This window comes from Motilimonas cestriensis (assembly GCF_021295315.1).
Taxonomy (GTDB): domain Bacteria; phylum Pseudomonadota; class Gammaproteobacteria; order Enterobacterales; family CBDFNC01; genus Motilimonas; species Motilimonas cestriensis.
Map to the genome: position 1 here is coordinate 1 of NZ_JAIMJA010000042.1, position 12,579 is coordinate 12,579.

Genomic DNA, 12,579 nt, shown 5'->3' on the forward strand with positions numbered 1-12,579 from the left:
TTTATGCTTGGCGGCAATAGCGCTGTGGAACCACCTGAATCCATGCCGAACTCAGAAGTGAAACGCAGCAGCGCCGATGGTAGTGTGGGGTTTCCCCATGTGAGAGTAGGACACCGCCAAGCGCCAAATTTGAAAAGCCATCCTGTTGGATGGCTTTTTTCGTCTAAGACGTATAAAACAGTTTTTGTTTGGTGACAATAGCGTTGTGGTCCCACCTGATTCCATGCCGAACTCAGAAGTGAAACGCAACAGCGCCGATGGTAGTGTGGGGTTTCCCCATGTGAGAGTAGGTCATCACCAAACACCTATTAAAAAGGCTGCCCAAGGGCAGCCTTTTTGCTTTCTAGCTTTTATACCCAAACAAATTATCGCTGAACAAGGATTTTGGGTTGTCTGGGTATGTATTTATTATTCTTGGTTTGTCGCGTATGGTAAAGGTGCGATATAGAGTGTCGATTCCGGCTGTTCTTTTATGCGGAATTGGCTGTTATTGGCATCACTGTCTTTCGGTAATACGGCCAATAATTCAATATGAAGATCGCCGTATTGGCAGCCAGAAATAACTTGTCCTACTCGCTTCCAGTTATCACCTAACTTTAATTCTATGGTATCCCCTGTGTTAGGCTTATCGCTTGCGCGACCGGTTAAGATGAACATTGCTCGTTTGTTTGCACCACGATATTTGGCCCGTGCAATAGTTTCCTGACCAATATAGCAGCCTTTGGTGAAACAAATGCCATCTAACTCCTCTAGATTCAGTGCTTGCGGTATAAATTCGCTGCTAATTTTTTCTTCGATAAAACCAACACCAGAAGCAATATTTAATGCATTCCAAATGCCATCCGTAAATAATTCTGCGTGCTCGGTTAGTTCATTTAGCACTGTTTCTGCAACGTTATTTTTTAAAATGACTAAATAGCGTAATGAAGGGTAAGGTTGCTTGATGAGAGCACCATCTGGTAGCAGTCGGCTTTTATCATGCGCAGCAGCGGCATCTATATGTTGCGCTATATATTGACCAGACTTTGCTCCTAATAAACCGAGCATTTGATACTCAGATTCAATTTCTATTTCAACCTTGGAGAATACAGCGAATTTTTTAAGTGCAGGTAACTGAATGGCTGATACAGATTTAGGCTGGGTGAGCAAAATCCTATCTTCGAGTACGATCAGACGAAAAACACTGATGGTTTTGCCCTGCGCATTGCATTGCGCTGCCATAGTTTGTTGCCCTGGTTCAAGCTTACTCACATCGCAGGTCAGTTGTCCTTGTAAGAAGCTGACTCTGTCTTCACCTCTTACTGAGATCAGATCCCAACTATCCAGCTTACAAAGTGCAAGGTCAGGTAGTAGTGAAATATTTTCAAGACTGTTTAAATCACGCATGGCTTTTCCTTTCAGGCGTTTTAATTTCTAGCTTCATGTTATAGTTCACAAGGGCCTTTGTCAGTAGTTGTCATGATGATTTTAACCCTTTAACATGGGATATATCTTCTCGCGAGTCCCATTACTCCCAATTGAGGCATTAAATGAATTCACCAAAGGAAAAATCCAGGCTATTGTGGGCCTGCCGTCGTGGTATGTTAGAGCTAGACGTTCTGCTCAGACCTTTTGTCGAAGAGGCCTACGATGATTTAGATGACGAGAAAAAAGTAAATTTTAAGCGCTTGCTTACCTGTGATGACCCCGATCTCTTTGCTTGGTTTATGGGGCATCAAGCCTGCAAAGACCCTCAACTAGCCGAGATGGTTCGTGTCATCCTCAGCCGCGTTAAAGTATAGTGAAGTAATTCGCTCTTCTAATATTGTTAGGTATCTAACGCTATTGCCGTTTCTTATTATGGCTGCTGTTTGCCTGTTAAGTGGCGTGATACTGATTAATATTGTCGTTGCTGGGCTGTGTTTTGCCGGTGGCGCTATTTCCTTTTTTAGTCACACCCAGCCAAGTGCTGAGTTATTGTTTGACGATATTGGGCAAATTATTATTGCCAGGGATAACAAAAACATTGAAGGGGTAATGACTAAGGGGAGTCAAGTTTGGCCGTTTTTAATCATCATTAAAACCCAACTTAGCGCTGGCGGGGTAACAACGTTTTGGGTTTACTCTGATGCAATTAGTGATAGCGGTTTTCGCCGATTATCTAGAGTTTTATTACTAAATCAATTTGCTAGCTAGGGCTGGCTGATCCAGCCCTATTCAATATTACGGTTTAGGCGTTAATATAGTCGGCCCTGAATTATCTAATTGATCAGGGTAATCTAAATTAAAGTGCAAACCTCGGCTTTCTTTTCGCTCCATTGCACAACGGATAATAAGCTCAGCTACTTGAACTAAGTTACGTAGCTCTAATAAATTGTTACTTACTCTAAAGTTAGAATAATACTCATCAATTTCCTGCTGCAGCAACTGAACTCTTCTTAGCGCTCGTTCGAGGCGTTTGTTAGTTCGGACAATTCCTACGTAATCCCACATGAATAAGCGCAGTTCATGCCAGTTATGTTGGATCACGACTTCTTCATCTGAATTCGATACTTTACTTTCATCCCAGGCGGGGACTTGAGGGACTTTTCGTTTATGGGGCAATTTATTGATCATATCTTTCGCGGCGGCATGTGCAAAAACAATGCATTCCAGTAATGAGTTTGATGCCATGCGGTTTGCTCCATGCAAGCCGGTATATGACACTTCACCGATGGCATAAAGGCCAGCAAGATCCGTTTGACCGTGCATATCAGTCATCACGCCGCCACAGGTATAATGTGCAGCTGGAACTATCGGGATTGGCTGTGAGGCCATATCGATGCCTAATTTCAAACACTTATCATAAATAGTAGGGAAGTGCTTCATAATAAATTCTTTTGGTTTGTGGCAGATGTCGAGATACATGCAATCAGCCCCTAAACGTTTCATTTCGTGGTCAATGGCGCGAGCGACAATGTCACGAGGTGCTAATTCTGCTCGCTCATCACGCTCTAGCATAAACCGACTACCATCAGGCCTGCGCAGATAAGCACCTTCACCACGAAGCGCCTCGGTTAATAAGAAATTACGTGCTTCAGGGTGATATAAACAGGTCGGGTGAAACTGATTAAACTCCATATTGGCGACGCGACAACCCGCACGCCAGGCCATGGCAATGCCGTCGCCACTTGAAACATCTGGGTTACTGGTATACTGATAAACCTTACTCGCGCCGCCCGTTGCCAATGCAACAAAGTTTGCTTTAATCACTTCTACTTGTTCGATATCACGATTCCACACATAAGCGCCAACGATATGGTTGCCAGCGAGGCCAAGCTTACGAGTAGTGATTAAATCAACCGCGTTAAAACGCTCCATGATGGTAATTCGAGGGTGTTGCTTGACGGCCTCGATCAAAGTTGTTTGCACTGCTTTGCCGGTAGCATCAGCAGTATGCAGAATGCGTCGATGGCTATGCCCGCCTTCGCGTGTTAAATGGTATTTTATTTCGGTATCATTATTGATAGTTTCTTCACGATCAAATGGCACCCCTTCATGAATTAGCCATTCCATACAATCTTTTGCCGTGCTAGCAGTGAAGCGAACTGTTTCTTCATCGCAAATGCCTGCCCCAGCAACAAGGGTATCCGCGACATGGGACTCGATACTGTCTGACTCATCGAATACCGCTGCGATACCGCCTTGGGCATACATGGTCGAACCTTCAGAAAGTGGACCTTTGCTTAACACCCTCACATCGGCATGCTGGGCTAATTTCAGTGCTAATGATAAGCCAGCGGCCCCGCTGCCGATGATCAATACATCAGAAAGGTATTCAACGTTGTGTTTCATAGGGTACTATTGCCATTAAAAGTAAAGACTATACCGTATGTTACTCGTTCTTTCGTTAATATGCATTTTTGACAGCTAGGCAGAATAAATTAATTTTTAAAGTTTTATGAACTTTTCTTAATTTAGTGAGTCTACTTCTATGCAATAACATTCGAGCAAGTCGATTTTTGTTTTAATTTTGGAGGCCGACGTCTCGAATGGGCGCGCAAGAAACAGATCAACAATTAGTTGAACGTGTTCAACAAGGTGACAAAAATGCTTACAATTTTTTGGTTATTAAATATCAAAATAAAGTAGCTAATTTAGTGTCCCGGTATGTGAACAATCCTGGTGATGTGCCAGATGTAACGCAAGAGGCTTTCATCAAAGCGTATAAATCACTCGCTACCTTTAGAGGTGAAAGTGCTTTTTACACTTGGTTATATCGAATAGCTGTGAATACAGCGAAGAATTATCTAGTTGCACAAGGTCGACGGCCGCCTGCAACTGACTTAGATGTGATGGATGCTGAAGTTTTTGATGGAAATGACGCATTAAGGGAATCTTCTTCACCAGAAGCTGTCACATTAAGTAACGAAATTAAAAGTGTTGTATTTAGTACGATAGAAAATTTACCTGAAGATTTACGCACCGCAATTACATTGCGTGAATTAGAAGGCATGAGCTACGAAGAAATTGCCGATATCATGGATTGTCCAGTCGGGACGGTTCGTTCAAGGATATTTCGAGCCCGTGAAGCTATCGATAAAAAGATCCAACCGCTATTACAGCGTTAATGGGGAAATAGAATGCCGAATAATGAAAAACTTTCTGCCTTTATCGACAGCGAGTTAGCCGAAGAAAGCTTCTTGTCTGAATTAGTGGCAAATGAGCAGATGGTCGATCAGTTTTCACGTTATCACTTGATTGGTGATGTGATGCGCGGAGACACGCCTGCAGGTATGAATATCGATATTTCATCTGCGGTGATGTCAGCATTAGATGATGAACCTACAATTATGGCGCCGACCGTAAAAGTGAAGGCTGGTGTTAAGCCAGCAGCTGTTAGCAATGTTGTGCCACTGTTCAAAAAAGTGGGCCAATATGCGATTGCAGCTTCTGTTGCGGCTTCTGTGGTGATTGGCGTACAGGTTAATACAGCACAGCAAGATAGTTTGACGCCAGCACCGGTATTAGATACTGTTCCTTTTGTTGGGGTGGCAGAGCCTGTTAGCTTACAAGCGCAGCCGCTGAATTCTGATAAACTTTCCGAACAACAAGATCTCGAGCAGCGTCGTAAAATAAATGCATTTTTACAGGATCACAGATTGCAACAACGTATGTTGCAACAACAATAGTTTTATCTCTGCAACACTAACCAAATTGTTGGTTAGTGTTTTATTCTTCCTATCGTTTCAAATCAACGCAACCACGAGTGAAAATCAAGTTGAACCACAGTCGACTGACTATTTCCTCAAGCAAATGCGGCAATCTTATTCCACTTTAAACTATGATCTTTCTTACATTCAGGTTTATGAAGGCATTATCGAGCCAAAACGGTTAAGCCATGGGGTGTTGGATGGAGTGGAAATTTCATATTTAAGTTATCTAAATGGGCCTCCTACCGAATATGTTCAACGTGGAAAAAATGTAAGCTTCTTCGAGCCTGATATCGAACCTTACACTCTGGCAACAAAATTATTGCAAGGCACTGTATTTCAAATTGTTAATCAAGACCTAACAAGACTGCAGAAAAGTTATGATTTCGTTCAAGCTGGTAAAAGTCGAGTTGCGGGCAGGCCCGCTCAAGTCATTAGAATGTCACCTAAAGATGCTGACCGGTATGGCTATTTGCTTTGGCTAGACAGACATACTAGTTTACCTTTGCGCATTGATACCTTAGACCAACACGGCCAGCTCGTTGAACAAATGATGGCAATTTCATTGCGTTTATACAACGAAGCTACGCCATGGATTGCAGAGCTTGCGGCTGTTGAGTTACCAGCAGTAGTAAAAATAAACCCAAGTGCCAGTCATGACGATAGCCAATGGCGTTTAGATTGGGTGCCGAAAGGTTTCGAACTGGTTTCAAGTGATCGTCATAGCCTGCCATTAACCGGTGATACAGTGGATTATTTTATGTTGTCAGACGGTGTGTCAGTGATCTCGGTGTACGTTGAGCCCGATACTGGTAACCAAAACACACCTGAGCCAGTGGCAAGAAAAGGGGCGACTAATCTTATAACCATAAACCAAAAGGGTAAACGCATTACTGTCGTTGGTGATATTCCTGCTGAAACAGGGCTACGAATTGCTCGTGCGATTGCTCCAGAGTTATCTCCGCAGACAAAAGGGAATCTAAATGGCCATTGAACAAGGTGAAATTATAGCCGTTGAATCAGACCGTGTGTGGGTGAAGTGCCAAACACAAAGTGCCTGTACCAGTTGCAGTGCAAAATCAAGTTGTGGTACCAGTGTGCTCGCTAAGGCTTTTCCTGTAAGAACCCAAGAGTTAGTCATTAAAACGTCAGAGCCGTTTCAGATCGGTCAAACCGTAGCACTTACTGTTGCCGATAAAGCCTTGCTTACCGCTGCGTTTCAAGTTTATTTGTTACCCTTGCTTGGTTTAATGCTAGGCGCAGCTATTGCCCCCTTGCTTGCTCCAATATCATACCAAGAGCTGAGCTCTATCGGTGGCGGCTTGCTGGGGTTAAGCTTAGGTTTAGTTTTTGCGAAGCGCGTCCATCAAAAAAACCAACATCATCCATTAGATGATATTCAAATTAACCACAAATAAACCGCCAAGCGATTAAACCGCGAGAAATTCTCCCTGTTAACGATTACTTTCCAAAGTGGACGCCTCCTTAGTGAAATTTTACGTCGTTAACTGCACCATTAAAAAATGCGATAGTTTGCGTTACCTTTATGCAAAAGATAGCGACTTGGTCGCAAATTGGTTAGAATTCGCTCCTTATTTCTTTGTCCCTTAGTATTAACGCCGAGTATTCATGAAGCACATTCGAAATTTTTCAATCATTGCACATATTGACCACGGTAAATCCACCTTGTCTGATCGCTTGATCCAAGTGTGTGGTGGCCTAACTGCACGCGAAATGCAGGCGCAAGTTCTAGACTCAATGGATCTAGAAAAAGAACGTGGTATTACCATTAAAGCCCAAAGCGTTACCTTAGATTATAAGGCTCAAGATGGCGAAACTTATCAGCTGAACTTCATCGATACCCCGGGGCACGTAGATTTCTCTTATGAAGTATCGCGTTCACTTGCAGCTTGTGAAGGTGCGCTATTGGTGGTTGATGCTGGCCAAGGCGTAGAAGCGCAAACCGTCGCGAACTGTTACACCGCGATTGAAATGGATCTTGAAGTAGTTGCAATTTTAAATAAAATCGACTTGCCTGCGGCTGATCCAGAGCGCGTTGCAGAAGAAATAGAAGATATCGTTGGTATTGATGCCACCGATGCCACCCGTTGTTCAGCTAAAACCGGTCTAGGTGTCGATTTAGTATTAGAGAACATCGTTAAATCGATCCCTGCGCCTGTTGGCGATCCAGAAGCGCCACTACAAGCGCTAATCATTGATTCTTGGTTTGATAACTACCTTGGTGTGGTGTCTTTAGTACGAATTAAAAATGGTGTGCTGAAGAAAAACGATAAGATCCGTGTGATGAGTACTGGTCAGGAATGGGGTGTTGACCGCTTGGGTATTTTTACGCCAAAACAAATTGACACACAACGCTTAAGTGCCGGTGAAGTAGGCTGGGTGGTTTGTGGTATTAAAGATATTTTAGGTGCGCCAGTAGGTGATACGTTAACCACTGCTAAATATGGTGCTGATAAAGCATTACCAGGTTTTAAAAAGGTTAAACCGCAAGTGTATGCTGGCCTATTCCCTGTGAGTTCGGATGACTATGAGTCATTTCGTGATGCGCTTGGTAAACTTAGTCTTAACGACGCTTCTTTGTTTTATGAGCCAGAAAACTCAACCGCATTAGGTTTTGGCTTCCGTTGTGGTTTCCTTGGCATGTTACATATGGAGATCGTACAAGAGCGTTTAGAGCGTGAATATGATCTTGACCTGATCACTACCGCGCCAACGGTAGTTTACGAAGTGCTGATGAATGACAATGAAATCAGTTATGTTGACAGTCCGGCAAAATTACCAGCGACTAATGACATCAAAGAAATTCGTGAGCCTATCGCTCGTTGTAATATCCTAGTTCCGCAAGAATACCTAGGTAACGTTATTACCTTGTGTATTGAAAAGCGTGGCACTCAAATTGATATGACTTATCACGGTAAGCAAGTTGCTTTGATATATGATATTCCTATGGGTGAAGTGGTGTTGGATTTCTTTGATAAGTTGAAATCGACCAGCCGTGGTTACGCATCCTTAGATTACACTTTTGTTCGTTTTGAAGCGTCAAACATGGTTCGTGTGGATGTGCTTATCAATGGCGATAAAGTCGATGCGCTAGCACTGATCCTGCACAAAGATCATTCTGAAAGTCGTGGTCGTCAACTAGTTGAAGCAATGAAAGATTTGATCCCGCGCCAGATGTTTAACATTGCCATTCAGGCGGCGATTGGATCACATATCATCGCTCGTTCAACCGTGAAGCAAATGCGTAAAAACGTAATAGCGAAATGTTACGGCGGTGATGTAAGTCGTAAGAAAAAGCTGCTTAAAAAGCAAAAAGAAGGTAAGAAGCGTATGAAACAAGTGGGTAACGTTGAAGTGCCACAAGAAGCTTTCCTTGCCGTTCTTCATATAGGAAAGGATAAGTAATGGCGAACACGTTCTCTTTAATTCTGGTTATTGCCACCATCGTCACCGGTATCGTCTGGTGCTTGGATAAATTTATTTGGGCGCCGAAGCGTGCTGAAGAAGTCGAAGCGGTGAAAGCCAAATCTAATGTGCATTTAGATGATGAAGTAATTGCCAGCATTGCACCTCAGCCAATGTGGGTCGAGCAAGTGGTTTCAGTATTTCCTGTGATCGCTTTGGTAATGGTACTGCGCTCGTTTATTTATGAGCCATTCCAAATCCCATCGGGATCGATGATGCCTACTTTACTGGTGGGAGATTTTATCTTAGTTGAGAAGTTTTCATACGGAATTAAAGATCCGGTATTTCGCTCTAAGGTAATTGAAACCGGTACACCTGAGCGCGGCGATGTTGCGGTGTTTAAATACCCGCAAAACCCAAGTATTGATTATATTAAACGCATTATTGGCTTACCGGGCGATCGCATTGTGTATCAAAACAAACAGCTTTATGTTCAAGCTGCTTGTGCTGATGGTCCGTGTGGCGCATTAACTAAAATTGCTATGGAATACCAAAGCGAAGGTGAATTCATGGATGGCCCTGTTGCGATTAAAGAATACAGTGAAGCGCTAACGGATGAGCTGACACATCATGTATTAATTAACCCGCGTCGGCCTGAGCGAGTAGGCTCTTACTACCAGCAACCGGGCACTCAACCCGTTGAGTGGATCGTGCCTGAAGGGCAATACTTTGCCATGGGTGATAACCGTGATGATAGTAGAGACAGCCGCTTCTGGGGCTTTGTGCCTGAGGCAAACTTAGTTGGTAAAGCCGTTGCCATTTGGATTAGTTTTGAATTTGGCCGTGATAGCAGTGGCATGCTACCTACTTGGGTGCCGACAAATGTTCGCTTTAACCGAATAGGTGGGATTGAATGAATTTAGATAGACAACGCCTGGCAAGACGTCTTGGTTATGAGTTTAATGATACTAAGCTGTTTTTACAGGCGCTGACTCATCGCAGCGCGAGTGGCAAACATAATGAGCGTCTGGAATTTTTGGGTGACTCCATCTTAAGTTATGTCATTTCGACTGAACTATATACTCGCTTTCCTGATATTAACGAAGGTGACATGAGTCGCATGCGCGCCACTTTAGTAAAGGGTAACACCTTAGCGGAATTTGGCCGCGAGTTTGAGCTTAAAGATTGTTTGATCCTTGGCCCCGGAGAGCTGAAAAGTGGCGGTTTTCGCCGTGATTCTATTCTGGCCGACACGATTGAAGCATTAATTGGGGCGATTTACCTTGATTCGAATATCGAGACCGTCAATCGCTTGGTATTAAGTTGGTATCAATCTCGCCTTGATAATATTAAACCGGGCGCAGGGCAAAAAGATGCTAAAACCAACTTGCAAGAATACTTGCAAGCTCACAAACGTGATTTACCTGAATATAAAGTAATTAATATTAAAGGCGAAGCACACAATCAAGAATTCACCGTGGAATGCATCATTGCAGGATTGTCTGAGCCAGCCTATGGTAAAGGCACCAGCCGTCGAAAAGCAGAACAAGCGGCGGCAAAAAGCGCACTGGAGTTACTGGCATGAGTGAAGAACCAAAATTAGATACCCGTTGTGGTTTAGTGGCGATTGTTGGTCGTCCAAATGTGGGTAAGTCCACCATACTGAACAGCCTGCTCGGGCAGAAAGTCAGTATCACTTCACGTAAGCCACAAACCACTCGCCACCGAATTCTTGGTATTGATACTCATGGTATTTACCAAACGGTTTACGTGGATACGCCTGGCCTGCATATCGAAGAAAAGCGTGCCATTAACCGTTTAATGAACAAAGCGGCATCAAGCTCGTTAGCAGATGTTGAATTGGTCATTTTTGTTGTCGAAGGCACCCATTGGACCGCTGATGATGAAATGGTGTTATCTAAATTAGAAAGCACTAAGGCGCCAGTGATTTTAGCCGTCAACAAAGTGGATAATGTAAAAGACAAAGAAGAATTAATGGAGCACTTAAAACACGTTTCTACCTTACGTGACTTTAAAGCCATTTTACCTATGTCGGCTAAGTTGAACAAAAATGTTGAACAGATTGCTCAGTTTGCGCGAGATGCACTGCCTGAAAACGTACATTTTTTCCCTGATGACTACATCACCGATCGTTCAAGTCGCTTTATGGCCTCTGAAATCGTGCGTGAAAAGCTCATGCGTTTCACCGGTGATGAACTACCTTATTCGACAACTGTAGAAATTGAACAGTTCAAGCAGCAAGAAAACGGCACCTTGCAAATCAATGCCCTGATCTTAGTTGAACGCACGACGCAAAAGCGTATGGTGATCGGCAAAAAAGGTGAGAAGTTAAAAGTCATTGGCCGTGAAGCTCGTATTGATATGGAAAACCTATTTGAAAGTAAGGTGTTCCTTGAATTATGGGTCAAAGTTAAATCCGGCTGGGCTGATGATGAGCGCGCCTTGCGCAGTTTAGGTTACTCTGAAGAGTAATGCTTGGCCAAGGGTGAACTAAGATGCAAGATGCTTTTGTTTTGCATATTCGCCCTTATCGCGAATCCAGCCAGCTAGTTGAAATTTACTCGCGCCAAGAAGGGCGAGTGTCCATTTTAGTTCGTGGTAGTCGCAGTAAACGCTCCAACCTTAAAGGGATCCTTCAGCCCTTTACCTTGCTTAATATTGCTTGGGGCGGAAAAGGTCAGCTTAAATTTCTACGCGGTGTTGAAGCGCAAACTCATGCATTGCCTTTACCGGGTGATAAGCTTTACCTCGGTCTTTATCTGAACGAATTACTTTACCGCCTGTTAGAGCATCTCACGCCTTACCCTGAACTGTTTCAATGTTATCAAGATACCTTACTCGCCCTTGCTAAGGGCCAAGCTTATGAGCCGATATTACGCGTGTTTGAGCTTGAGCTGCTAACAGCTTTAGGTTACGGCATTGACTTTGAATTTGATGCTCAGTCACAGCAACCGATAGCACAGGAATGTTTTTATCGGCTGGTGGCAGAACAAGGTTTTGTGCTGGCTGAGCAAGGTGATAAAGACGCTTTTTGGGGCGGCCACATTCAAGCGTTAGCGCAACGAGATTTTTCAACGCCGGCGCAAGCGCAAACGGCTAAACGCTTTTGTCGCACTTTAATTAATGAACGTTTAGGCAATAAGCCTCTGATAAGCAGGCAATTATTTATACAGCAAAAGCGTAAGGTATAAGGTAAGGAGCTAGGGATCCACATATGGCTATCGTTGGAATGGGCACAGACATTGTCGATATTCGCCGTTTAGAGAAAGTATTGGCTCGCACCGGCGTGGCTTTTGCTCAGCGCATTCTTGCACCCAATGAATGGTTGCAGTTTCAACAGCATAAGCAACAAGCCCGTTTTTTAGCGAAGCGCTTTGCCGCCAAAGAAGCAGGCGCGAAAGCGTTAGGTACAGGGATCGCGCAGGGAGTTACTTTTACTGACTTCATCGTTAGTAATAATGATGCAGGTAAACCGCTGTTAACTTTATCAGGTAAAGCACTTGAGTTGTCAGTGCAACAAGGTGTGGCGAATATACACATTAGTATTTCCGATGAAAAATACTACGCTGTTGTTACTGTTATTTTTGAATCTTAGTTACTCCTAACTAGGTTTAACTCTAGAAGCCTAACTTCTGACAGGTTGGTTATAGTAAACGTTGTTTTTTAGTAATAAAAAGCAATGTATACCCAAGACACCTCAAGATGCAGGATTCAGAGCCGCTCATTCTGTTTAGTTTGAGGCAAAAAGACGAAGTAATGGTGGTCCCTTGCGAGGCTTTTTAACGAAAAAATGAACGTAATGAGCGGCTCCCAAAGGGCGAGTTTTGTAGGCTGTTATGCTTTGTTGCTGATTTTCAACGTAGAATCACTATGTCTCAAATCAGCGTCGCGCCTAACAGCCTACAAATTCTCGCTGAACAAGCATCTTGAGGTAACTTGGGTATATATCCCGATTATAGGT

The 12,579-nt window shown here is 43.5% G+C and carries 14 protein-coding genes and 2 rRNA genes; 14 read left to right on the top strand and 2 right to left on the bottom strand.

The features are described from left to right. The first annotated feature begins 6 nt into the window (after window positions 1–6). Window positions 7–122, top strand: a 5S ribosomal RNA gene (rrf, locus tag K6Y31_RS21335). A gap of 65 nt (window positions 123–187) precedes the next feature. Next, a 5S ribosomal RNA gene (gene rrf, locus K6Y31_RS21340) occupies window positions 188–303 on the top strand. A gap of 105 nt (window positions 304–408) precedes the next feature. Here rrf (K6Y31_RS21340) and ygfZ read toward each other — a convergent pair. Beyond that, on the bottom strand, window positions 409–1,386 hold the full coding sequence (gene ygfZ / locus K6Y31_RS21345; RefSeq protein ID WP_233055060.1) for a tRNA-modifying protein YgfZ: 978 nt from the start codon (window positions 1,384–1,386) through the stop codon (window positions 409–411). Window positions 1,387–1,529: 143 nt separating this feature from the next. Here ygfZ and K6Y31_RS21350 point away from each other — a divergent pair, with 143 nt between their 5' ends. Continuing rightward, the gene (locus K6Y31_RS21350; protein ID WP_233055061.1) at window positions 1,530–1,781 is read left to right on the top strand and encodes an FAD assembly factor SdhE; all 252 of its coding nucleotides are present in this window, start codon (window positions 1,530–1,532) and stop codon (window positions 1,779–1,781) included. Continuing rightward, window positions 1,753–2,175, top strand: a complete 423-nt coding sequence (locus tag K6Y31_RS21355; protein ID WP_345790282.1) for a protein YgfX — start codon at window positions 1,753–1,755, stop codon at window positions 2,173–2,175. Before K6Y31_RS21350 ends, K6Y31_RS21355 begins: the two co-directional genes overlap by 29 nt. A gap of 27 nt (window positions 2,176–2,202) precedes the next feature. On the opposite strand, the gene nadB is transcribed toward K6Y31_RS21355, so the two are convergent. Further along, window positions 2,203–3,813: an L-aspartate oxidase gene (nadB, locus tag K6Y31_RS21360; protein ID WP_233055063.1), complete on the bottom strand. Its 1,611-nt coding sequence runs from the start codon at window positions 3,811–3,813 to the stop codon at window positions 2,203–2,205. A 197-nt stretch (window positions 3,814–4,010) separates the two neighbouring features. On the opposite strand from nadB, the gene rpoE reads away from it, so the two are divergent. From rpoE to acpS, 10 genes are all read left to right on the top strand, one after another. Then, entirely contained in the window at window positions 4,011–4,589 is a 579-nt protein-coding gene (gene rpoE / locus K6Y31_RS21365; protein WP_233055064.1) for an RNA polymerase sigma factor RpoE, read from the top strand. A 12-nt stretch (window positions 4,590–4,601) separates the two neighbouring features. Next, window positions 4,602–5,150, top strand: a complete 549-nt coding sequence (locus K6Y31_RS21370) for a sigma-E factor negative regulatory protein (protein ID WP_233055065.1) — start codon at window positions 4,602–4,604, stop codon at window positions 5,148–5,150. Continuing rightward, window positions 5,098–6,165 (top strand): MucB/RseB C-terminal domain-containing protein, encoded by a 1,068-nt coding sequence (locus tag K6Y31_RS21375; protein WP_345790283.1) that lies wholly within the window; start codon window positions 5,098–5,100, stop codon window positions 6,163–6,165. Before K6Y31_RS21370 ends, K6Y31_RS21375 begins: the two co-directional genes overlap by 53 nt. Continuing rightward, window positions 6,155–6,589, top strand: a complete 435-nt coding sequence (locus K6Y31_RS21380; RefSeq protein ID WP_233055067.1) for a SoxR reducing system RseC family protein — start codon at window positions 6,155–6,157, stop codon at window positions 6,587–6,589. The genes K6Y31_RS21375 and K6Y31_RS21380 overlap by 11 nt, the downstream gene beginning before the upstream one ends. A gap of 211 nt (window positions 6,590–6,800) precedes the next feature. Continuing rightward, a complete protein-coding gene (gene lepA, locus K6Y31_RS21385) occupies window positions 6,801–8,597 on the top strand; it encodes a translation elongation factor 4 (protein WP_233055068.1) in 1,797 nt (598 codons plus the stop codon). Beyond that, window positions 8,597–9,514 carry a signal peptidase I gene (gene lepB, locus K6Y31_RS21390; RefSeq protein WP_233055069.1) on the top strand — a complete coding sequence of 306 codons (918 nt, stop codon included), beginning with the start codon at window positions 8,597–8,599 and terminating at the stop codon, window positions 9,512–9,514. Before lepA ends, lepB begins: the two co-directional genes overlap by 1 nt. After that, the gene (gene rnc, locus K6Y31_RS21395; protein WP_232803440.1) at window positions 9,511–10,182 is read left to right on the top strand and encodes a ribonuclease III; all 672 of its coding nucleotides are present in this window, start codon (window positions 9,511–9,513) and stop codon (window positions 10,180–10,182) included. The genes lepB and rnc overlap by 4 nt, the downstream gene beginning before the upstream one ends. Next, window positions 10,179–11,090 carry a GTPase Era gene (era, locus tag K6Y31_RS21400; protein WP_232803439.1) on the top strand — a complete coding sequence of 304 codons (912 nt, stop codon included), beginning with the start codon at window positions 10,179–10,181 and terminating at the stop codon, window positions 11,088–11,090. The genes rnc and era overlap by 4 nt, the downstream gene beginning before the upstream one ends. A 23-nt stretch (window positions 11,091–11,113) precedes the next feature. Further along, the gene (gene recO, locus K6Y31_RS21405; RefSeq protein ID WP_233055070.1) at window positions 11,114–11,809 is read left to right on the top strand and encodes a DNA repair protein RecO; all 696 of its coding nucleotides are present in this window, start codon (window positions 11,114–11,116) and stop codon (window positions 11,807–11,809) included. 23 nt (window positions 11,810–11,832) lie between these two features. Next, on the top strand, window positions 11,833–12,213 hold the full coding sequence (gene acpS / locus K6Y31_RS21410; RefSeq protein ID WP_233055071.1) for a holo-ACP synthase: 381 nt from the start codon (window positions 11,833–11,835) through the stop codon (window positions 12,211–12,213). Window positions 12,214–12,579: the final 366 nt, after the last annotated feature.